A 21,163-nucleotide genomic window follows, 5' to 3' on the forward strand; every position below is an offset into this window, starting at 1 on the left:
CTGCAAAATGCACTTGATTCGTGGGCAGCTAAAGCATAAATCGCTATTTTGTTAGCTGAAATATTGAGTTTTCAAGGTACGAAGCCCATTTTGGGTATGGGAAGTCTTAGTTATTTACTTAAACCTTTGTAGCACAAATTGATGGAGAAATCTTATTCGTAAAGAAAATCGAGACGATTCAAATATCTTAGAGGTTCCGTTTGGAATATTTTTTCAGATAGGTACTTTTGAGTTCATTTTCTTCTTCCAGCTTTGTATTTCTTTGCTTGAGATACTGGATATATTCCCGGCAGAGCTTCACGCCACCCCGAACGGCAACATCCTCGTGGTGTTCCATTTCATCAAGCCATTGTAAAAGTGATCGTTCACGAATATCATTGTAGGTGGTATCTTCATTTATAAACATGGTATGTTCTCCTTATTCTTGGGAAGCTTTTCTTAATATTTCATGTGGCGCTTCGATTTCATTTGCAATCGTATGTTCGGTGAGTTCGGATAAAATTTTGATCTTAGCATTGATAATAGGCCGCATACAGTTAGGAACATGTTCCTGATGAGCCCGATGGATCGCAACGCACTCTTTACAATTTCCGTGATATCTGCATGCTTTTTTACAAGGGCAGTGATCTTTATTCTTGTATTCTTCCCGGAATGCACTGGCAAATTCTTCTTGAATCCGAAGACCTTCTGCACGGTTCCCTTTGTGAAATTCTTGCATTGCTTTTATTTCTGTTTCATTTCCTTCGATTTTCATATTGTACTCCAAGAAATATATATCTGGTGAATAGTGACTGGTATACGAATGTATTTTATCACGGGCAGGAAGGCTTGTAAATCTTTTATAATCAGATATGTAAAGAGCAATAAGATAACGCAAGCCATTATTCCCCATTCATCATTTCTGTGGTATAATCATAGAATGTTGTCAGGGTGAGAAGTTCTCACTCCCGGCATCTTTGAGTGACGTAAAAAAAGATGGAGGAAAAAAGTTATGAACTTATTGATAGGAATTATGATTCCGTTTGTTGGTACGGCGCTGGGATCTGCCTGTGTATTTTTCTTGAAACATGAAATGAAGCCGCTTTTGCAGAAGATTCTGCTGGGATTTGCGTCAGGTGTCATGGTGGCTGCTTCGGTGTGGTCGCTTCTGATTCCGGCCATGAATATGTCAGAAGGAATGGGAAGACTTGCGTTCATTCCGGCTGCGGTCGGATTGCTTCTGGGAATGGCATTTTTGCTTTTGATGGATCGGGTGATACCGCATTTGCATCTGGGAAGTGATGAGCCGGAAGGGGCGCACAGTAGTCTTTCGAAATCAATGATGTTGATTTTTGCCGTGACACTTCATAATTTTCCGGAAGGTATGGCGGTTGGTGTTGTGTTTGCCGGGATGCTGGAGGGAAGTGCCGGGATCACGCTGGCGGGAGCATTTGCACTTGCAATCGGGATTGCAATCCAGAATTTCCCGGAGGGTGCCATTATTTCCATGCCGCTGAAAGGTACGGGAATCAGCCGCGGTAAGGCGTTCCTCTATGGAGCTGCGTCCGGAATCGTGGAACCTTTGGGTGCTCTGCTGACAATCTGGCTGGCTTCATATATTGAACCGGTTCTTCCGTATCTTTTGGCCTTTGCGGCGGGAGCAATGCTGTATGTAGTAGTAGAAGAGTTGATTCCGGAGGCATCGGAGGGAGAACATTCGAATATCGCAACGGTAGGTTTTGCAATCGGATTTGTATTGATGATGATTTTGGATGTTGCACTTGGGTAAAATGGTTTTCGAATGGATTTTTTTACGCACATAGTGGCAGAAATGCTAATAAAGCTTGTAAAATCCGGAAATTATTGGTACGATGATGACTAGCACAGCATGGAATCGGTTGTTATGACCGAAAGGCGAGCGGTCAGCGACAGCAGGGGAATGTGTGAACATGCGATATTAAAAACGGAGGAAACACCATGTTAGAATTAAAGCACATATCTTTTGAAGTGCCGGAGGACGGTGTGGATAAAGAGATTATAAAGGATATCAGTTTTGTGATTCCCGATGGGAAATTTACAGTCATTACCGGACCGAACGGGGGAGGCAAATCTACACTTGCGAAGCTGATCGCAGGAATTCAGAAGCCGACATCAGGTCAGATTCTTTGGGATGGGCAGGATATCACAGAGATGAGTATTACGGATCGTGCGAGAATGGGAATCAGTTATGCATTTCAGCAGCCGGTACGATTTAAGGGGATAACGGTTCTGGATTTGATCCGACTCGCAAAAGGGGAAGAAATCTCAATCAGCGGCGCCTGTGAATATTTATCGCAGGTGGGACTCTGCGCAAAGGATTATATTAATCGTGAAGTGAATGCCAGCCTTTCCGGAGGGGAACTGAAAAGAATCGAGATCGCAACGGTCTTAGCAAGAGGTACCAAGCTGTCCGTGTTTGATGAACCGGAAGCCGGTATTGATCTATGGAGTTTTCAGAATCTGATTCAGGTATTTGAGAAGATGCATCGGGAGATTCACGGTTCGATTCTGATCATTTCCCATCAGGAGAGGATCCTGAATATTGCAGATGAGATTCTGGTCATCGGTGATGGCGAGGTAACAGATCATGGAGTCAAAGAAGAGATCCTGCCGAAGCTTCTGGGAAGCTCCAGTGCAGTAAATGTATGTGATGGGAGGAGATAGGCATGGACAGCATACAGAAAGAACTTTTGGAAGCTGTAGCCGGGCTTCATGAAATCCCGGCAGGAGCATACAATATCCGTGCAAACGGTGAGAGTGCAGCCAGAAATACGACAGCCAACATTGACATTGTTTCGAAAACGGATGTTTCCGGCATCGATATTAAGATCAAGGCCGGAACGAAGAAAGAGAGCGTGCACATTCCGGTGCTTCTCAGCCAGAGCGGACTTGAGGAAATGGTTTATAATGATTTTTATATCGGAGATGACTGCGATGTCGTGATTGTTGCAGGCTGCGGAATCCATAACGGCGGAGATGCAGCCAGCCGTCATGATGGAATCCATCGTTTCTTTGTCGGAAAGAATGCACATGTGAAATATGTTGAGAAACACTATGGAAGCGGAGACGGCAAAGGAGAACGTATCATGAATCCGCAGACGGAAGTGGATCTCGATGAAAACAGTGAGATGGAAATGGAAATGGTCCAGATCAAAGGTGTAGATTCTACGGTTCGCACGACGAAGGCAAGTCTTAAAAAAGGCGCAAAACTGGTTGTCACAGAGAGACTGATGACGCATGGAAATCAGAGGGCGGAGAGTAAATTCGATGTAGATCTGAACGGAGTGGATTCCAGCGCGAATATCATTTCCCGTGCGGTTGCAAGAGATAATTCGGTTCAGATATTCAAATCCGTGATCAACGGCAACGCAAAATGCAGCGGTCATACAGAATGTGACGCTATTATCATGGACAATGCAAATATCAGTGCGATTCCAGAGATTACTGCAAATAATCCGGATGCAGCCTTGATCCATGAGGCAGCGATCGGTAAAATAGCAGGGGAACAGATCATCAAGCTGATGACTCTGGGGCTCACAGAAAAAGAGGCAGAAGAAGAAATCGTAAATGGATTTTTGAAATAAAAACTTTACAAAATCTTAAAAACTATTTTCTTGTATCTGTCGAAAAAAGGTGATATAATTCTTGAAAAGCAATGGAGCTGAATGGTTCTGTTGCTTTTTATACTTTTTTATGAATGGAGGCGCATAGGATGATTGAACAAAGTGTTTTTCTTCAGACTGAACAAGACGCAGTTGATTTTACGGCGAAAGTCTCCAAATATTTTGGTGATATAAGAATGGATCTTGGATCTTTTGCAATTGACGCGAAATCCGTATTGTGCGTTTTGGGAATGGGACTTGGGAAAAAAGCTAAACTTCGTATTTATTCACCGCGTGCAGGTGAACTTGTAAAAGAAATTGCACCATATATCTGCGCAGATTGAATCTGCGCAGTATTTATTTCTTCTGGTGATTTTTGACATGCTTTCTGATAGCATCAAAACTGGGAGCGCTGATTACGTGTTCCATACGGCAGGCATCCTCGGCTGCAATCTTCTCATCCACCCCAAGGCTAACGAGCCAGCTTGTCAGTAGCGTGTGGCGCTCATAGATCGTTTCGGCCACTTCCCGTCCTGTATCTGATAAAGTGATATGTCCATTTGCATCAACGATAATATATCCATTCAGCCGAAGATTCTTCATGGCGACACTGACACTTGGCTTGGAAAAACCGAGTTCATTTGCAATGTCGATGGAGCGGACATAGCCCTGACGATTTCCAATGATCAGGATGGTTTCCAGGTAATTTTCAGCAGATTCTTGTATTTTCATAGTTATTTCTCCTATCAATAAATCATGGACGACTGTATTATATAAAAGAATATCACATTTACAAGGAAATTACAATTGAACTTTCCGACGTGGCCGAGTCATAACTGCAGGATAACAAAAAATCCCTTACATTACTGTAAGGGATTGAATAACGTGCGCTAGAGGATTCGAACCCCCGACCTTTTGGTCCGTAGCCAAACGCTCTATCCAGCTGAGCTAAGCGCACATCCTTGTAAAACATCACTGCTTCACAACAAAACATATTATATATCAGGAAATACAGATTGTCAAGCGAAAAAATAAAAAAATTAATCAAAAAATTTATTGCTATTTGTGCCGCTGTTACTGGATCCGGATTTGTTCCCATTCTGTGAGCAGGCGCTCAAATGACCATGCCGCATTTGCCGGGCTGGTGGAAGGCAGCCGGATGGCATCCATCTGTGTCTGAGGACGGCAGTATTTCCGGTAGAGTTTATCTGCAGTACCACCGTTTGTAAAGATTTTTTCGATAGGCGAAGTGTCGGTTATGCGACACAGATCAGCCGGAACGACATTTCTAATGCTGCTGTCAGAAGAACCGGTAATCTCACAGGAGGCGATCACATCCCAGATCGCAATTCGGTTGGAAAGCAGAAGAACTTTTTTCTCTTCTGTTGTCTGTGGAAGCGGGCATTCAAAAAGAGCAGAGAGTAATCGCCAGAAACGATTCTGGGGATGTCCGTAGAAAAAGTTGCTTTCACGGGATTTGACGGAAGGAAAACTCCCAAGAATTAGGATCCGGGAATTTGAATCATATATCGGATCAATTTCATGCCGGACGTAATGTTGTTCTGACATAGTTACATTCATTCTCCTTTCGGTATTGTCTGGTGATTGCCTGACGGCGTTTTATACGATCATAGCATAGCATAAATTTCGACAGAAATGCAAATAAATTCGATAAACTGTCAAAATTATAACGTTTTCACTGGACAAAATCGTCACAATGCACTAAAATAGGGATATTGACAGTAAATGTATACTAAACGGAGGTAGCTATTTATGAAAGGAAATGTAATCGTAGGACAGTCAGGGGGGCCTACTGCAGCAATCAACTCAAGTCTGGCGGGTGTTTACCGTACAGCAAAAGACCGTGGAGCGAATAAGGTTTATGGTATGCTTCATGGTATCCAGGGATTATTAGAGGAGAAATATATTGATCTTTCTGAACATATTACAAACGAACTTGATGCTGAACTTTTAAAGAGAACACCGGCTGCATATCTTGGGTCATGCCGTTACAAATTGCCGGAAATTCATGAGAATATGGCTTTATATGACAAGATTTTTGAAATCTTGTACAAGCTGGATATTGAAGCATTTATTTATATCGGTGGAAATGATTCCATGGATACGATCAAGAAACTGTCTGATTATGCGATTATCAAAGGACATCCGCAGAAATTCATCGGCTGCCCGAAGACCATTGACAATGATCTCGCTCTGACAGACCATACACCGGGATTCGGAAGTGCCGCAAAATACATCGGAACATCTGTAAAAGAGATCATTCGCGACAGTTTCTGCCTGGAATACAGCAAGGGACTTGTTACGATCGTTGAGATCATGGGACGTAACGCAGGATGGTTGACAGGAGCCGCTGCACTTGCACAGGGGGAAGACTGTCAGGGACCGGATATGATCTATCTTCCGGAATTAACATTCGATCTGGACGATTTTATGGCTCGTATCCACAAACTTCTGGAGACAAAGACATCTGTTGTAGTAGCTGTATCAGAAGGAATCAAACTTGCAGATGGACGCTATGTATGCGAATTAGGACAGAGTGCTGATTTCGTTGATGCATTTGGTCACAAACAGCTGACAGGAACCGCATCCTATCTGGCAAATTATGTAGCAGCAGAGGTCGGATGCAAGACTCGTGCAATTGAGCTCAGCACGCTGCAGCGTTCAGCATCTCACTGCAGTTCCCGTGTAGATATTCTGGAAGCTTATCAGGTAGGTGGTGCCGCAGTTAAGGCTGCTGACGAAGGCGACAGCGGAAAGATGGTTGTACTGGTACGTCATTCTGACGATCCGTATCAGTGTGGAACAGAGGTGAAAGATGTGCATAAGATTGCCAACGACGAACGTCTGGTACCGAGAGAATGGGTAAACGAAGAGGGAACCTACGTAACAGAAGATTTCGTTACTTATGTAAGACCTCTGATCCAGGGAGATGTTTCTCCGGTTATGGTTGATGGTATTCCGAGACACCTTTACAAACCGGGGCATTTAATGGGTTAGTGCACTGACACGTTGATTTTTTGAAATAATTATATGAAAGACGTATCCATTTGGGTACGTCTTTTTTCTCTGGGTCAGTAAGAAGAATTTTTGCTTGATTTGGGTGCGGGCAGCAGATTTCACAAAGCAGAAAAACGGCGTAGCTAAGGGAAGATAAATAGGTGAAAGGGATCTTTCTCGACAAAATAGGACAGAAATTTTGTGAAACATTACCTTCATTTTTCTGTTGCAAATTCCAAGGAAAGCGGTTAATATATGAATCACTCTAATTCAATTCTCTATTTCATGAGAACTTCTAAGTAACAGTATTTCAATTTTAATTTCAGGTAAGAATCCAAAGCGAAAATAATAGAAAGCGGGAGGGATATCGTGGCAGAAAGATCGGAATATGCAGTGTTCCGGTTTCTGGAGCAAAATGGCTATTGCCATATGATCAGTGACTATGTGAAGGGGATTTCCATCATGCAATATGTGAAGGAAGAGTATCCTGTTTCGAGAGAATGTCTGTGGCACTGGATGGCAGAGATCGCACAGCGACTGGAGCAGTATTATAAATGGGAGAATGGAAAGGCATATGGCTTTGTGAATCCATATGCTGTGATTATCGGGGAAGACTCCGAAATCATGCTTCTGGATATTATGGATCCGGGAAATGAAGATCAGATTCGCAGAATGCAGAAGAAAAAAGTGCGGATGCTGTTCGTAAAAGAGGAGCATATATTGACGCAGAATGCGGAGTTGGAAGATGACTGTTACGGACTTGGAAAAACATATCAGTTTATGCTGGAGAAATGTCATCTGACAGAACTGTGTACCAGGCGTGAAAAACGTCTGATAAGAAAAATAATTGAAAAATGTCTTTCCGGGAAAAAGGACGGAATCCGTATGATGGCAGAAATACAGACCGATCTGCGGATGCTTGCTCCATTTGGAAATACAGGAAAGAGAGAGAATACGACGCAAAGAAAGAGAAATGGAAGAGGGATGAGGCGGAAAGCCTTCGTGTGTGCCGCACTTGTCATACTGGTGACCGCAGGAGTGATTTGGGAAAAGGAGCAGCAGAAAATGGTGAACTCGGAAGCTGCGTCCGGGGAAAAAGAGGACAGTCCATCAGAGAAGAATATTACGATGGATCAGGAGAAGGACACGGAAGAGGAGGGAAGAGCTTACCTTGAACTTGGCATTATATATTGTGTCGAGATGAATAATTTTGAACAAGGGAGAAAATGTCTCGAAAAAGCTTCGGAACAGCTGCCATTTGCCGGGATATATCTGACGATTTTTGAATATATACAAAAAGGCGGATCGGAGAATTTTGTGAAAAATGAATTGGCAGATACATTGGAAACGGGAAGAAAATTATTGAAAGAACAAGAAAACGGAGTGTGGATCCGAGGAAAAGAATACTGGTATAAAATTCCTTTTATGATGACATATGGGATGCTGGGGACACAGGAAGCCTGGGACGAAGCCATGTGGTTGGGAGAAGAAATGGAACAGGAAGTTCTGTGGAATGAAACAAATCGTGAGCAGGAAAAAACACTCAGAAAGTATCTGGCAAAAGCGTATGAAACGGAAGGAGAAAACGAAAAAGCAGCTGCAGAATATGAGAGGGTGAAAGAGTTGGAAGACAGCAGGGAAGGATTGGAAGAAATTTACCTGCGTTTGGAAAAACTCTATGAGGAAGAAGGAAATCTGGAACAATCCTGGGCGATATGCCGCGAGTCCATGGAACGTATTCCCGACTCTGAAAAATTATGGCTGGCATATCTGGAAAAGCATCTGAAAGATGCGGGAATCGAGCGTCAGGTATGTGCCCAACTTGTAAAAAAAGCGGTGGATACCCTGCCGAATCTGACGACAAATATAGAATTTCAAAAATTGCAGAAACAATACGAAATTACAATGAAAGGAGAAGAAGTATGGGTGGGAAAATAAAGGCAGGAATGGCTTTCCTAATCGTGGCTATGGCGTTCGTAAGCCAATATGTGTATGCAGGCATATTGGAAAATGAAAAAGAGGAGCTTCCGGGAGAAACTCCGGTGATAAAAGGCTATCAGGTTCAATATGATGAGCCGGACGGAAAGAATGGATATTATCACAAATTACCGAAAATACGGATTCTCCATCAGGATGAAGGGTTCGTGACAAAATACAAGTTCTATTATGCGGACGGGACAATCGAAGAAGGCGAATTGAATCTGGAAAACAAGGAAAAAGTCTGGAATATAGAATCGGGTGACGGCGTTTATAAACTGGAAACGGAACTGATCAGAGAAGAGAGAGGAGACGAAGCTGAGAAGGAAGAAGCTGATCCGGACAGAAAAGAAGAGGAAAAACCGGGGATGGGAGAAGCGGATGAATATTCATATGATCTGAAGACAGAAGAAACTTTCAAACAGGAATCTGAGTGCGATACAGAAAATGAAGAAGAAACCGATACGACTATGAATGGAGAAAGTCCGAATGAACCCCAGAATCCGGAAGAAGATTTGGAAAGCTGGAAGAAAGTATGGGAGTGGAAGGTAGATTCAATCCCTCCGAAGATTCGGATCATTAAGCCCGTGAAAACCGGGATATGGTATCTGGCATCGGTTGCAGTGGAGATGCAGTGCGGCGATGATTTTAGCAAGGTGGCTGATTTTGAAGGAAGTGCAAACGGAAAGAAATATATTTCCGACGATAAAGAGCACCTGAATTTTCAAGTAAGAGAGGAGGCAAAACAGGGAAAAGGCATTGTTGTTACTGCCGAAGCGGAGGATTTTGCCGGAAATAAAAATGCAGTTTCTTTTGAAATACGGATTGACACTCACGCTCCGCTGCTTCGGATCGAAGGAGTGGAAAATTATGCAGTCTCTGATCGCCCAGTTACATTAAAATTTCAAGCATGTGAGGAAAATCTGATGCAAAAGCTCACAGCATATGTAGAAAGAGAAAATCCCGCAGGAGAGAAAGAAACCCTTCAGGTGGACAACTGGAATGAAAAAGAGGGAATGGAAGCAGAGCTGCTTTGTGAGAAGGAAGGAATTTACATAATTCAGATAGAAGCTGTTGATATGGCAGGGAATACCAATTCGATGCGGAGGACATTTGCAGTTGACAGTACGCCGCCGGAACTTCCGGTTTTGTCTGATATTGATGGAAAATGTATGAAAGAATTTGTCTGGAGCTTTGACGAAAAGTCGCAAATACTGGATTTCACAACATATACCTGCAAAATGGAATTGGATGGAATGTTGTATCATTCGGGAGAACGGATTTGGCGGGAAGGAATCCACAGATTTGTAATCAAAGCGGTGGATGCAGCCGGGAATGAAGCAGAAGAATGTGCAGAATTTGAAATTGACCGGACTTCGCCCAGAATTATCATTAGAAATGCCGATACAAAGGAAGAAATTGAAAGCGGAAGCCAATTTGATCAAAGCATCAAAATAGAGATTTATCCGGAGAAATACAGGGATTGGATTCAGAACGTCATGATCAATGGAAAATCGCAGATGCTTACATCACATAAAAATGTACAGCTTGGACTCTGTGCAGAAAAAACATATGAAATTGTGATTGAAGCACAGGATATTGCCGGAAATTATATCCAAAGAACGGTCAATCTGGAGATTATGAAGCAGGAAAATTCGTTTAAGGATGTAGTATGGCCGATAAAGAAAGCATTGGAAAGAAAGAAATCGGATGAAGAGAAAATTGAAGATGGAATGCGGAAGAATGAATCAACAGGAATCTTTGCTGCTTGCTTCGTTATGATGGGCGGAATAATATTACTGCTGTTTTGGAAAAAAAGGAAGTGAATAAAGGCCTGAAAAAGGGAGGATGCCGGGTAACCGCTTACGCAGTTCCCGGCATGTATTATGAAAAAGTTTATCTCAATAGTATGATTACTTCTTATCGTCTTTATGCATTTCATTTATTTGATGGTTTTAGTATACAGAAGAGATGTGAAGAAAGAATGATTAACAAATGAAAGAATTTTGAAAGATAAATGAACAAATTGTGAACATGGATAAAATGCATTAAAAAGAGGTGTTTGTGCATAAAATTGTGAAAAAGGACCATATTATGAAAAGATGTCAGCCAAATTTAGGAAATATTTCGGGATTGACCAGACGTGTACTTTAGGGTAGAATAATCACAAGTTCATAAAGAACGAAGCGAACAAAGGCGTTGCATTCATCGTGCAATGCCTTTGTTTTTATCCCGGGACTCTAAATTTTATCTGACGGAAATGTAAGGGCGCATTACAGTAACATGTAGTGCGCTTTTGTGTTTTCTAAATATACTGTCCGGAGCAGTCGTATTGCTGGCAAAGGGCAGGTAGAGCATAGGAGAGGAGAAATGAAAAAAATAGAAATTATCATCAGACCAGGTAAATTGGATGATTTACGAGAATTGCTGGAAGTATGCGAATATCATGGAATTATGATTACGAATATTATGGGATATGGTAATCAGAAGGGAGTCACAGATCAGCACATGTGGCGTGGAGTGATGCCCAAGTCGGGCAATACAATCCCGAAACTGAAGGTGGAATGTGTTGTTACTGCAGAGGAATCTGAACCGATTATTCGAAAGGTTTGTCGGGAAATACGAACAGGTGTGTATGGAGATGGAAAGATTTTCATTACAGATGTGGCAGATATTGTTCGTATCAGGACCGGCGAACGAGGAAAAGACGCTTTGTAAAATTTTGATATACTACTCATAAAGGAGGTATGCGGTTTTGCGTATGCCTCCTTTAAACGTGAAAAGCTATTGACAGCAATAGGGAAGAATGGTAAAATTAGACTAAAGTTCAAACAATGGTCTAAAGCGTTCAAGGGAGATAGAACTTATGACGTTAATTACGAATATACAAAAGTATTCCATACATGACGGAGATGGAATTCGAACCAGTGTTTTTTTTAAAGGTTGCCCGCTTAAATGTGCATGGTGCCACAATCCGGAAACACAGAATTTTAAGAAACAGATTCTGACGAATCGGGAGAAATGTACCGGATGCGGAGCCTGCGTGCAGGCCTGCCCGAATGGAGCGATTCGGATAGAGGACGGTAAAGCGGTTACTGATCACAATAAATGCGATGGTTGTGGAAAATGTACAGAGTATTGCCTGGCTAACATCCGGGAAGTCGCGGGAAAGGAATATGCGATAAAAGAGCTCGTAAAAGAGCTGAAGAAAGATGAAATGTTCTATGAAGAATCTGGAGGAGGAGTAACCCTGTCCGGCGGAGAAGTGATGTGCATGGATATGGACTATATTCTTCCGCTTGTAAAGGAATTGGATCGGCATGGAATCACGGTTACGATTGATACATGCGGCTATGCGCCTTATGAGAATTTTGAAAAGATTCTTCCATATATCAATACGTTTCTCTATGATATAAAAGTGATGGACGATGAAGTACATCAGAAATATATCGGAGTCAGCAATCAGCTGATTCTGGAGAATCTTGAAAAACTGAGCGCTGATCCGGCACGGAAAGCAAAAATCTATATTCGTATTCCTACAATCAAGGGGGTAAATGCAGATGATGCGAGTATGCAGGCGGTCATCGACTGGCTGAAAGCTCATCATATACAGGTGGCGCAGGTGAACCTCCTGCCTTACCATAATACTGGAAGCAGTAAGTACGGACGGCTGGAGACGGATTATCCGGGGGAAGCACTACAGACACCTGCCAAGGAAGAAATGGAACATTTTACAGAACTGTTTAAAAAAGCAGGATTTCAAAACACAAAAATAGGAGGGTAAAGCTATGGAAAAAAGAGGTATGAATGCAAGAGTTCAGGCACTTCGTGAATTGAGTGTGAGCACTCAGCCGCACATTGACCTGGAACGTGCAAAGAGTGAAACGGAGACTTATAAGAAATATGAAGGACAGCTGTCTATTCCGGAACTTCGTGGACAGGTTCTCTATGACTATTTCTCAACCAAGACTCTTTACATTGGAGAAGGAGAATTAATTGTTGGTGAGAAAGGTGACAGCCCGCAGGCGGCACCGACATTTCCGGAGCTTTGCTGCCATACTGTAGAAGATATGCATGTAATGAATGATCGTGAACTGATCAATTTTTCTGTAAAGGAAGAAGATTATGACTATCAGGAGAAAGTTGTTATTCCGTATTGGGATAACCGTTCTACCCGTTCCAAGATCATTGCAAATATGACACCGGAGTGGAAGGATTGTTACGAAGCAGGTATCTTTACAGAATTCATGGAGCAGAGAGGACCGGGACATACGGTAGGATCTGTGAAGATCTATGAAAAAGGATTCCTTGATTATAAAGAAGATATTCAGAAGTCTATCGAGGCACTGGATTTCCAGAATGATCCGGAAGCATTTGATAAGAGAAACCAGCTTCGCGGTATGTCTAAAGCATGTGATGCCATTATGAAACTTGGTGAACGTTATGCGGCATATGCAAGAGAACTGGCAGAAAAAGAGACGGATGAACAGAGAAAAGCAGAATTGCTTCAGATTGCAGCAAACTGTGATGTTGTTCCGGCACACAAACCGGAGACATTCTGGCAGGCAATTCAGATGTACTGGTTCGTTCATCTGGGAGTTACTACAGAGTTAAATCCATGGGATGCTTATTCGCCGGGACGTCTTGATCAGCACCTGAATCCATTCTATGTAAAGGATACAGAGGCAGGAATTCTGGATGAAAAGAAAGCACTGGAACTTCTGGAATGTCTGTGGGTGAAATTTAATAATCAGCCGGCACCGCCGAAAGTTGGAATTACTTTGAAAGAGAGCTCCACCTATACTGATTTCGCAAATATTAATACAGGTGGGATTACGCCGGACGGAGAGAACGGTGTAAATGATGTAAGTTATTTGATTCTGGACTGCATGGATGAAATGAAACTGCTTCAGCCAAGCTCCAATGTTCAGATCAGCCGCAAGACGCCACAGAAATTCCTTAAGAGAGCATGTGAGATTTCTCGTAAAGGATGGGGACAGCCGGCATTCTATAATACGGAAGCAATTATTCAGGAGCTCCTGAATGCAGGAAAGTCGCTGGAGGATGCAAGACGCGGTGGTACCAGCGGGTGTGTTGAGACCGGAGCGTTTGGAAATGAAGCATATATCCTGACCGGATATTTCAATATTCCGAAAGTATTTGAACTGACACTGAACAACGGATTTGATAAGATGAGCGGCAAACAGCTTGGATTAAAGCTGGGATATGCAACGGATTTTAAGACATATGATGAGCTGTTTGATGCATTTAAGAAGCAGATGAAGTATCTCATCGATATCAAGATCGAAGGAAGTAATGTAATCGAAAAGATTTTCGCAGAATATATGCCGGCACCGTTCCTTTCTATTATTACAAATGACTGTATTTCCAAAGGAAAGGACTACAATGCAGGCGGAGCAAGATACAATACCAAGTATCTTCAGGGCGTTGGTATCGGAACTATCACAGACTGTCTGGCAGCTGTAAAATATAATGTATACGATAAGAAGACATTTACCATGGAAGAATTGATGCAGGCTCTGGATGACAACTTTGAAGGACATGAGAGAATTCTGAATCTGGTGAAGAATCATACACCGAAGTACGGAAATGATGATGATTATGCAGATGATATCATGAAGAGCGTATTCGGATATTATCAGGGAGAAGTAACCGGAAGAAAGAATATGCTGGGCGGAACATATCGCGTGAACATGCTTCCGACTACCTGCCATGTTTACTTCGGAGATGTTATGATGGCCAGTGCGAACGGACGTCTTGCTCATGTTCCGGTTTCAGAAGGAATCTCTCCGGAAAAGGGTGCAGATACAAATGGACCGACTGCAGTTATCAAATCATGTGCAAAGATGGATCATTTGATGACCGGAGGAACGCTTCTTAATCAGAAGTTTACTCCAAGTGTAGTAGCCGGAGAAGAAGGACTTGATCAGATGGCAAACCTGATCCGCTCATACTTTAATATGGATGGACATCATATCCAGTTCAATGTTATCGACCGTGAGACTCTGATCGCAGCACAGAAGAATCCAGAGGAATACAAAGACCTGATCGTTCGTGTTGCCGGATACAGTGATCATTTCAGAAACCTGAGTAAAGCGCTCCAGGATGAAATTATCAATCGTACAGAGCAGAGCTTTAATTAATCTTAATTAAAAATGCATAAGGCAGGGACGTAACATTGTATTGTGTTACGTCCCTTTCATGCACAGTTACGAACATTTTATAATACAACTTCAGGAGGCAATGGAAAAATGAAGAGAGAGTTTTTCGAAGAAAACAGAAAAGAATTGTATAAGAGTCTGGAACCGCAGTCGCTTGTCATTATGTTTGCGGGACATGCACCACGCAAAACAAATGATGAAGACTACCCGTTTTTTACAAATCGTAATTTCCTGTACTTAACAGGTGTTGAACAGGCTGATACCGTTCTTATGGCAGTGACAGGCAAAGAAGGGGAATATGAAGAAAAACTGTATATTCTGCCACCGGATGCCATGAAAGAAAGATGGACAGGACGAAGAATCAAAGAGGCGGAAGCGGAGGAGTTATCTGGAGTTCATGCGTTTGGTTATGTGGGAACTTTTAAAGAAGATATGGAAAAAAATATCCGTTCAGGCAATGTGAAACGTGTATGCCTTGACTTTGATGAAGCCTTCCAGAATGATGGGGGTAATGAAGCATTTGCACTTGCAAGAGAACTGAAGGAAACTGCACCGTATATTGCGCTTGAAAATATTCATCCACAGTTGAAACGTCAGCGTACGATTAAAAAGCCATGTGAAATTGAAGCGATGAGAAAGGCCGAGATCATTACCGGTGCCGGAATCGAAGCCATGATGCGTGCGTCCAAACCGGGTATGTATGAATATCAGTATAAAGCAGAGTTTGATTATGCGCTGGCACAGAGAGGGGTCCTTGCACCGGGATTTCCGTCTATTATCTCAGCGGGAAATAATAACTTCTGTATCCATTATTATGACTATCGCGGACAGTCAAAGGATGGAGATATGATTCTGAATGACGTGGGCGCTGTCTGGGATTATGAAATCAATGATGTTTCCAGAGGATGGCCGTGTAACGGAAAATTCTCTGAGCGTCAGAAATTGCTGTATCAGTGTGCATATAATACATCTGAATATATGTTCCGTACACTGAAACCGGGAATTCCGATGAAGGAAGTAGACAATATGGTTCGTAAATACAACTTTGAGCAGTTGAAACAGGCCGGAGTGTGCAGCAATTATGAAGATATCGGTACTTATATGTGGCATGGTGGAGCGCATCATGTCGGATTCGATGTACATGATGTGGTAGATGCGAAAGAAAGATTGACCGCACCGAACATGGTATTCTGTGTGGATGTCGGAATATATCACGAAGAGTGGGGAATCGGCTTCCGTCTGGAGGATAACTGCCTGATTACAGAAAATGGATGTGAGAATCTTTCTCATGCAATCCCGAGAACAATCGAGCAGATTGAAGGGATCATGGGACATTAGTTTGCAAATTGTGATGGAAAAGAAGCATAGAAAAAAGGACAGTTCCAATCGGACTGTCCTTTTTGTCAAGCTTATGTAAGTCTTTTTTCGAAATTACCGTCTATATCGCATCCTTCGGTGAAAATCATAAATGCGTTCGGATCAATAGATTTTACAATGCGTTTCAACTCGTTGACTTCGTATTTTGAAACGACAACCATCAGGATAGAGGAATCTGCATGTGTGTATGCGCCCTCTCCATCCCAGTTCGTAACACCACGCCGCGTCTGCTCCATGATTGCTTCAGCAATACCCGCTTTCTTAGTGAAAATCATAACGCTGACATTGATATTCTGAATATGTATGTGGTCACATGCTGTTGCGTACACAACGCCATAGATCAATGAGTAGATTACGATTTCGATGTTGAACATGAAAAAGCAGATACTGTACACAAAAAAGTTAATCAACAGTCCTACTTTTCCTACACTAAAGCCTGGAAAGCGCTGGGTCATATAGATCCCCAGAATGTCCTGCCCACCGCCTGAACTCTCTCCGCGAAGAATAAGTCCGGAACCTGCACCTGCAATAATGCCACCGATGATACATGCGGTCAGATAGTCCTCGATGAGCGGTGTGGATGGAATCGGAATCAAGGTAAGTGCCGCAGTCTGAACTACGATTACGATCATGGACCGCACAAAAAAGCCTTTCCCCATTTTTGACCATGCCAGATAGATGAGTGGCAGGTTGAGCAGAAAGTAAATAATACCGGCAATATCTGTTTGCCCGAATGAAATACCGGTGATTGCGATGAGCAGGGTACGGATTAACTGTGCAATACCCATAAAACCGCCGTTATATAATGAAAGCGGAATGATCATCACATTCAACCCAAAGGCAAACATGACAGCACCGAAAACAGCAGTGCCAAGAGATGTAATCGCATGGCGCTGCTCTTTTGAAATTGGTAAATTGAATGACATACTGTTTCCCCCTTGTTTGGAAATATATTCATCTAACATTTAGAGTATAGAGAAAAGTAAGGAGAAAATCAATGATCTTTTTTAAAAATGAAAAATAATTCGTACTAGCTTGTGGAAAGAAGATTTTCGAGTGCATTATCCTTCCCCAGTGTAAAGTGATCATCATGGAGAATGCTGAAAGCGTGTTCATAATCATTCTCGCGCATATATGTGATCATTTTTTTTAGATTTGTATTTGTAGCGTCAATCTGCATACCGTTTCGGACTGAATAGAGTCCGATACGAACCAATTCTGCAAGATTCGATTCGTAAAAACGGGTAATACGTTCGTTTTCAAAAATGCTGATGATTTCCAGGTGCATTTGGGTATCTGCAAGTTCCCATTCAAAAGGGTCGGCGGCCACAGCACACATGCGAACAACACGGGCCTCTATTTTATAGGAGAATTCTTCTGCACGACCGCTGTCAAAAATCAGCTTGAAAGCAGCACCTTCGAACAGTTCACGAATCTGATAGATTTCTGTGACGGCTTGGTAACTGATCTCTTTTACACGCATGGATTTGTAGTAATCCGTCACAATCAGTCCTTCTGACTGCAACATTTTGAGTGCAGTCCGAATCGGATTACGGCTCATGCCCAGTTCCTGAGTCAACATTGATTCCGTGAGTGTCATACCGGGGGCATAAGTGAGATTCAGTATGTTGTTCTTGATTTTTTCATAAGCCTGATCGGCAAGTGATTTTCTTGGAGCAACCATGATTTTCCCTTTCTGTTTTTAAAAAAAGTATTGTATATATTGTATAAAAAAGAGAAGGGAAATTCAAGGTTTTGTAGAAAATTGTCTTATGGATATTTTTGTGACGCAGCAGTATTGACTTTTGCGATAAGAAATGGTAAATTGTATGCAAATGAGGAAATTGTATACAAATTGAATGATTGTATACAATGAAACAACGCAAAAAACAGCCAACAGAATTAAAGAAGCACAAGCGGTCAAAAGCCGTATGCAGGATATTTCAGGAGGAGAAGGGTATGAAATTAGGATTTATTGGGTGTGGAAACATGGCAGGAGCTATGATGAAAGGAATCATTGAGAATCATATTTTTAAACCAGATGAAATAATTGGTTCCGATTTATTTGCTCCGGGAAGAGAACGTTTGAAAGAGCAGTATGGAATTCATGTGACAGACGATAATAAGGAAGTTGTGGAGAAATCTGAGGTTGTGATCTTATCCATTAAACCACAGTTTTATGAAAGCGTGATTGGAGAAATAAAATCTCTGGTAAGGCCGGAACAGCTGATCGTTACGATTGCTCCGGGAAAGACACTTGAATGGTTGGGAGAGCAGTTTGGTGATACTGTAAAAATTATCCGTACAATGCCAAATACTCCGGCGATGGTAGGGGAAGGTATGACTGGAGTGACTCCGAATAAAAATGTGACGAAGGAAGAACTGGATTATGTATGTCGGATTCTTCAGGGATTTGGAAAGACAGAAGTGATTACAGAAAACCTTATGGATGTGGTTGTCGCTGTAAGCGGAAGCTCACCGGCATATATCTTTATCTTTATTGAAGCAATGGCCGATGCAGCGGTGAAAGAAGGAATGCCGAGAAATCAGGCGTATAAATTTGCTGCACAGGCAGTGCTGGGAAGTGCAAAAATGATTCTTCAGACAGGCGAGCATCCGGGTGTACTTAAAGATATGGTATGCTCACCAGGAGGAACAACGATTGAAGCGGTTCGTGTTCTTGAAGAGAGAGGGCTTAGAAGTGCTGTTTTTGAGGCGATGGAAGCTTGTGCAGAGGTTGCAAAAAACTTATAATTATGATACAATAATGAAAGAGGCCGGGTGTACTTGTGCATCCGGTCATTTCTATATATGTTCTGAAATGTTGGAGTTCCAGAACGTCTGCCGGCTGGATGCAGGCAGTTTGAGGAGGTTAGGTAAGTGGCATCAAAGCAAAATGTTAAGCGTCGAATCGTAGATGCAGCGTGGGAATTGTTTTATGAAAAAGGATATGACGATACAACTGTGGATGATATCATTCGATTATCTGATACTTCTAAAGGATCGTTTTATTATTATTTTTCTGGAAAAGATGCGTTGCTGGACACGCTTTCGACAATTCTGGATGAGTATTATGCAAATCTGGAGGAAGAGCTTGATGAAAATATGAACAGCTTTGATAAGCTGATGTTTTTGAATTATAAGTCGCATTTGTTTATGGAGACGAAGATTGATGTGACGCTTCTGGCATCTTTGTATTCCACACAGCTGATCGCAAAAGGAGAACGTAATCTTCTGGATCAGAACCGGACATATTATCGCCTGATCAGCAGAATTGTGGAAGAAGGGCATGTGAGAAACCAGATCAGCAGGGAAAAGTCGATCCAGGAAATCACAAAGTATTATTCGCTTTGTGAACGCGCGCTTGTTTCAGACTGGTGCCTGAACAGAGGAAGCTATTCGCTTGCGGAATACAGTAAGGAATATATGCCGATTTTGATGGAGCATTTCCGGGTTAAACAATAGGCGGAAAGGAACGAGGGCATGGAAAAAAGTGACAATAAAGGACTTTTGTCAGTGCATCTGGCCGTATTTTTGTTCGGAGTGGTCGGGCTTTTTGCCAAGCTGGTGGATCTCCCTGCGGTTATTATTGTTTTGGGAAGAGTGCTTTTCTCGTCGGTGTTTTTATGGGGCTTTTTGTTGGTACGAAGACAGAGAATCCGATTAAAGAGGCGAGCGGATTATCTGTGGATGATCGCAGCCGGTGTGATTCTTGCGGTACACTGGAGCAGTTTCATGCAGGCGATTCAGAGTTCCACGGTGGCAGTTGGAACTTTGGCATTTTCTACATTTCCCCTTTTCGTTACAATTATGGAACCATATGTATTTCATGAGAAACTCAAAGCATCGGATGTTGTCTGTGCAGTTGTCATGCTGGCAGGTGTATTTCTGATCGTTCCGGAATTTACGCTTCAGAATACGATGACAAGGGGTGTTCTGTGGGGACTTTTAAGTGCAGTGACTTATGCAGTGCTGTCGTTGATGAATCGGAAGTTTTCGGGGAGTTACCCGGCAACGGTCGTATCGTTCTATGAACAGGTAACGGCAGCGGTCGTGTTGTTCCCGATGTTGTTGATTTTGAGACCGCAAGTCACATTGAAAGATGTGGGTGTGCTGATGCTTCTCGGCGTTGTGTTTACTGCCGTTGCTCATTCCCTTTTTATAAATGGACTTCGCACGGTACGCGTGCAGACGGCCGGCATTATTTCCGGACTGGAATCAGTTTACGGAATCGTAAGTGCTTTGATTTTTCTCGGAGAGATCCCCGGAATCAGGGAGATCGCAGGCGGTGCTCTGATCCTTGCAGTTGTTTTTTATTCTACACAAAAAGTGGCTGAATGAGCGGAAATATAAGAGAATTGGAAGAAAACTATTTACGAACCGGGAGAGTTTCGTTAAAATAGGGTACAGTAATAAGAAAAAAAGGAGATTGATAATATGGCAAATCCAATCGTAACATTTGAGATGGAAAATGGTGATGTAATGAAGGTGGAATTGTATCCGGAAGTTGCACCGAATACAGTTAATAACTTTATTTCACTGGTAAATAAAGGATTCTATGATGGGCTGATCTTCCATCGTGTCATCAATGGATTTATGATTCAGGGCGGATGCCCGAATGGAACCGGTATGGGCGGACCGGGGTATTCTATTGCAGGAGAGTTTGCTCAGAATGGCTTCGACAATCAACTGAAACACGAACCGGGTGTGATTTCCATGGCTCGGGCAATGAATCCGGATTCAGCGGGATCACAGTTCTTTATTATGCATAAGAATTCTCCACATCTGGACGGTGCTTATGCAGCATTTGGTAAGATCATCGAAGGCATGGATGTGGTAAATAAGATTGCTGAGACGGACACTGATTTCAGAGATAAACCGATTACAGATCAGAAGATGAAAAAGGTGACGGTTGAAACATTTGGTACAGAATATCCGGAACCGGAGAAGTGCTAATAAGAAAAACGGGAAAGGCAGCGTTTGATATAG

At 42.4% G+C, this 21,163-nt stretch carries 21 protein-coding genes and 1 tRNA gene; 15 read left to right on the forward strand and 7 right to left on the reverse strand.

The window, feature by feature from the left end; translation table 11 throughout:
• Nucleotides 1-187 precede the first annotated feature (187 nt).
• Together ACTNBF_RS06285 and ACTNBF_RS06290 are read right to left on the reverse strand one after the other, a co-directional pair.
• Nucleotides 188-406: a hypothetical protein gene (locus tag ACTNBF_RS06285; protein WP_427820861.1), complete on the reverse strand. Its 219-nt coding sequence runs from the start codon at nt 404-406 to the stop codon at nt 188-190.
• A 12-nt stretch (nt 407-418) separates the two neighbouring features.
• Nucleotides 419-754 (reverse strand): LPS biosynthesis protein, encoded by a 336-nt coding sequence (locus ACTNBF_RS06290; RefSeq protein ID WP_441024893.1) that lies wholly within the window; start codon nt 752-754, stop codon nt 419-421.
• A 237-nt stretch (nt 755-991) separates the two neighbouring features.
• Here ACTNBF_RS06290 and ACTNBF_RS06295 point away from each other — a divergent pair, with 237 nt between their 5' ends.
• From ACTNBF_RS06295 to ACTNBF_RS06310, 4 genes are all read left to right on the forward strand, one after another.
• Entirely contained in the window at nt 992-1,768 is a 777-nt protein-coding gene (locus tag ACTNBF_RS06295; RefSeq protein ID WP_441019103.1) for a ZIP family metal transporter, read from the forward strand.
• 188 nt (nt 1,769-1,956) lie between these two features.
• The gene (locus tag ACTNBF_RS06300) at nt 1,957-2,682 is read left to right on the forward strand and encodes an ABC transporter ATP-binding protein (protein WP_427820863.1); all 726 of its coding nucleotides are present in this window, start codon (nt 1,957-1,959) and stop codon (nt 2,680-2,682) included.
• Nucleotides 2,683-2,684: 2 nt separating this feature from the next.
• Nucleotides 2,685-3,602: a SufB/SufD family protein gene (locus tag ACTNBF_RS06305; RefSeq protein WP_441024894.1), complete on the forward strand. Its 918-nt coding sequence runs from the start codon at nt 2,685-2,687 to the stop codon at nt 3,600-3,602.
• A 128-nt stretch (nt 3,603-3,730) separates the two neighbouring features.
• On the forward strand, nt 3,731-3,964 hold the full coding sequence (locus ACTNBF_RS06310) for a hypothetical protein (RefSeq protein ID WP_427808821.1): 234 nt from the start codon (nt 3,731-3,733) through the stop codon (nt 3,962-3,964).
• A 13-nt stretch (nt 3,965-3,977) separates the two neighbouring features.
• Here ACTNBF_RS06310 and ACTNBF_RS06315 read toward each other — a convergent pair whose 3' ends face one another.
• The 3 genes from ACTNBF_RS06315 to ACTNBF_RS06325 all read right to left on the reverse strand — a co-directional run bounded on the left by ACTNBF_RS06315 (nt 3,978) and on the right by ACTNBF_RS06325 (nt 5,189).
• Nucleotides 3,978-4,352 (reverse strand): metal-dependent transcriptional regulator, encoded by a 375-nt coding sequence (locus tag ACTNBF_RS06315; protein WP_427820864.1) that lies wholly within the window; start codon nt 4,350-4,352, stop codon nt 3,978-3,980.
• A gap of 152 nt (nt 4,353-4,504) precedes the next feature.
• Nucleotides 4,505-4,578: transfer RNA gene (locus ACTNBF_RS06320), tRNA-Arg, on the reverse strand.
• A 116-nt stretch (nt 4,579-4,694) separates the two neighbouring features.
• Nucleotides 4,695-5,189, reverse strand: coding sequence for a DNA-deoxyinosine glycosylase (locus tag ACTNBF_RS06325; RefSeq protein WP_427808823.1), 495 nt, complete (start codon nt 5,187-5,189; stop codon nt 4,695-4,697).
• 204 nt (nt 5,190-5,393) lie between these two features.
• Between ACTNBF_RS06325 and ACTNBF_RS06330 the strand changes: the two genes are divergently transcribed.
• The 7 genes from ACTNBF_RS06330 (at nt 5,394) to ACTNBF_RS06360 (ending at nt 16,135) form a co-directional block, all read left to right on the forward strand.
• Nucleotides 5,394-6,638 carry a 6-phosphofructokinase gene (locus tag ACTNBF_RS06330; protein ID WP_427808824.1) on the forward strand — a complete coding sequence of 415 codons (1,245 nt, stop codon included), beginning with the start codon at nt 5,394-5,396 and terminating at the stop codon, nt 6,636-6,638.
• Nucleotides 6,639-7,007: 369 nt separating this feature from the next.
• Complete coding sequence (locus ACTNBF_RS06335; RefSeq protein ID WP_441024895.1) at nt 7,008-8,576, forward strand: tetratricopeptide repeat protein; 1,569 nt, start codon at nt 7,008-7,010, stop codon at nt 8,574-8,576.
• Nucleotides 8,561-10,441: a hypothetical protein gene (locus ACTNBF_RS06340; RefSeq protein ID WP_441024896.1), complete on the forward strand. Its 1,881-nt coding sequence runs from the start codon at nt 8,561-8,563 to the stop codon at nt 10,439-10,441. The genes ACTNBF_RS06335 and ACTNBF_RS06340 overlap by 16 nt, the downstream gene beginning before the upstream one ends.
• Nucleotides 10,442-10,985: 544 nt before the next feature.
• Entirely contained in the window at nt 10,986-11,333 is a 348-nt protein-coding gene (locus ACTNBF_RS06345; protein ID WP_441018359.1) for a P-II family nitrogen regulator, read from the forward strand.
• Between the two features lie 148 nt (nt 11,334-11,481).
• Nucleotides 11,482-12,399 (forward strand): trans-4-hydroxy-L-proline dehydratase activase, encoded by a 918-nt coding sequence (locus ACTNBF_RS06350; protein WP_427806941.1) that lies wholly within the window; start codon nt 11,482-11,484, stop codon nt 12,397-12,399.
• Between the two features lie 4 nt (nt 12,400-12,403).
• On the forward strand, nt 12,404-14,779 hold the full coding sequence (gene hypD, locus ACTNBF_RS06355; protein WP_427806943.1) for a trans-4-hydroxy-L-proline dehydratase: 2,376 nt from the start codon (nt 12,404-12,406) through the stop codon (nt 14,777-14,779).
• Nucleotides 14,780-14,887: 108 nt separating this feature from the next.
• Entirely contained in the window at nt 14,888-16,135 is a 1,248-nt protein-coding gene (locus ACTNBF_RS06360) for an aminopeptidase P N-terminal domain-containing protein (protein WP_427806944.1), read from the forward strand.
• 71 nt (nt 16,136-16,206) lie between these two features.
• Here the strand turns inward: ACTNBF_RS06360 and ACTNBF_RS06365 are convergent, their stop codons facing one another.
• Entirely contained in the window at nt 16,207-17,100 is an 894-nt protein-coding gene (locus tag ACTNBF_RS06365) for a YitT family protein (protein WP_441088909.1), read from the reverse strand.
• Nucleotides 17,101-17,204: 104 nt separating this feature from the next.
• Nucleotides 17,205-17,858 carry a GntR family transcriptional regulator gene (locus tag ACTNBF_RS06370; RefSeq protein WP_427806946.1) on the reverse strand — a complete coding sequence of 218 codons (654 nt, stop codon included), beginning with the start codon at nt 17,856-17,858 and terminating at the stop codon, nt 17,205-17,207.
• 275 nt (nt 17,859-18,133) lie between these two features.
• Between ACTNBF_RS06370 and proC the strand changes: the two genes are divergently transcribed.
• From proC to ACTNBF_RS06390, 4 genes are all read left to right on the forward strand, one after another.
• On the forward strand, nt 18,134-18,928 hold the full coding sequence (gene proC, locus ACTNBF_RS06375) for a pyrroline-5-carboxylate reductase (RefSeq protein ID WP_427806947.1): 795 nt from the start codon (nt 18,134-18,136) through the stop codon (nt 18,926-18,928).
• A gap of 126 nt (nt 18,929-19,054) precedes the next feature.
• Complete coding sequence (locus ACTNBF_RS06380; RefSeq protein WP_427806948.1) at nt 19,055-19,639, forward strand: TetR/AcrR family transcriptional regulator; 585 nt, start codon at nt 19,055-19,057, stop codon at nt 19,637-19,639.
• An 18-nt stretch (nt 19,640-19,657) separates the two neighbouring features.
• Nucleotides 19,658-20,515, forward strand: coding sequence for a DMT family transporter (locus ACTNBF_RS06385; RefSeq protein ID WP_441018365.1), 858 nt, complete (start codon nt 19,658-19,660; stop codon nt 20,513-20,515).
• 96 nt (nt 20,516-20,611) lie between these two features.
• On the forward strand, nt 20,612-21,130 hold the full coding sequence (locus ACTNBF_RS06390; protein WP_427806950.1) for a peptidylprolyl isomerase: 519 nt from the start codon (nt 20,612-20,614) through the stop codon (nt 21,128-21,130).
• Nucleotides 21,131-21,163: the final 33 nt, after the last annotated feature.

It is taken from the genome of Bariatricus sp. HCP28S3_A4, from assembly GCF_052066395.1.
Taxonomy (GTDB): domain Bacteria; phylum Bacillota; class Clostridia; order Lachnospirales; family Lachnospiraceae; genus Allocoprococcus.

Bases quoted from the DNA above. Each gene is read 5' to 3' on its own strand.
- ACTNBF_RS06285 (WP_427820861.1), bottom strand. From the start codon at position 406: ATGTTTATAAATGAAGATACCACCTACAATGATATTCGTGAACGATCA.
- ACTNBF_RS06290 (WP_441024893.1), bottom strand. From the start codon at position 754: ATGAAAATCGAAGGAAATGAAACAGAAATAAAAGCAATGCAAGAATTT.
- ACTNBF_RS06295 (WP_441019103.1), top strand. From the start codon at position 992: ATGAACTTATTGATAGGAATTATGATTCCGTTTGTTGGTACGGCGCTG.
- ACTNBF_RS06300 (WP_427820863.1), top strand. From the start codon at position 1,957: ATGTTAGAATTAAAGCACATATCTTTTGAAGTGCCGGAGGACGGTGTG.
- ACTNBF_RS06305 (WP_441024894.1), top strand. From the start codon at position 2,685: ATGGACAGCATACAGAAAGAACTTTTGGAAGCTGTAGCCGGGCTTCAT.
- ACTNBF_RS06310 (WP_427808821.1), top strand. From the start codon at position 3,731: ATGATTGAACAAAGTGTTTTTCTTCAGACTGAACAAGACGCAGTTGAT.
- ACTNBF_RS06315 (WP_427820864.1), bottom strand. From the start codon at position 4,352: ATGAAAATACAAGAATCTGCTGAAAATTACCTGGAAACCATCCTGATC.
- ACTNBF_RS06325 (WP_427808823.1), bottom strand. From the start codon at position 5,189: ATGTCAGAACAACATTACGTCCGGCATGAAATTGATCCGATATATGAT.
- ACTNBF_RS06330 (WP_427808824.1), top strand. From the start codon at position 5,394: ATGAAAGGAAATGTAATCGTAGGACAGTCAGGGGGGCCTACTGCAGCA.
- ACTNBF_RS06340 (WP_441024896.1), top strand. From the start codon at position 8,561: ATGGGTGGGAAAATAAAGGCAGGAATGGCTTTCCTAATCGTGGCTATG.
- ACTNBF_RS06345 (WP_441018359.1), top strand. From the start codon at position 10,986: ATGAAAAAAATAGAAATTATCATCAGACCAGGTAAATTGGATGATTTA.
- ACTNBF_RS06350 (WP_427806941.1), top strand. From the start codon at position 11,482: ATGACGTTAATTACGAATATACAAAAGTATTCCATACATGACGGAGAT.
- hypD (WP_427806943.1), top strand. From the start codon at position 12,404: ATGGAAAAAAGAGGTATGAATGCAAGAGTTCAGGCACTTCGTGAATTG.
- ACTNBF_RS06360 (WP_427806944.1), top strand. From the start codon at position 14,888: ATGAAGAGAGAGTTTTTCGAAGAAAACAGAAAAGAATTGTATAAGAGT.
- ACTNBF_RS06365 (WP_441088909.1), bottom strand. From the start codon at position 17,100: ATGTCATTCAATTTACCAATTTCAAAAGAGCAGCGCCATGCGATTACA.
- ACTNBF_RS06370 (WP_427806946.1), bottom strand. From the start codon at position 17,858: ATGGTTGCTCCAAGAAAATCACTTGCCGATCAGGCTTATGAAAAAATC.
- proC (WP_427806947.1), top strand. From the start codon at position 18,134: ATGAAATTAGGATTTATTGGGTGTGGAAACATGGCAGGAGCTATGATG.
- ACTNBF_RS06385 (WP_441018365.1), top strand. From the start codon at position 19,658: ATGGAAAAAAGTGACAATAAAGGACTTTTGTCAGTGCATCTGGCCGTA.
- ACTNBF_RS06390 (WP_427806950.1), top strand. From the start codon at position 20,612: ATGGCAAATCCAATCGTAACATTTGAGATGGAAAATGGTGATGTAATG.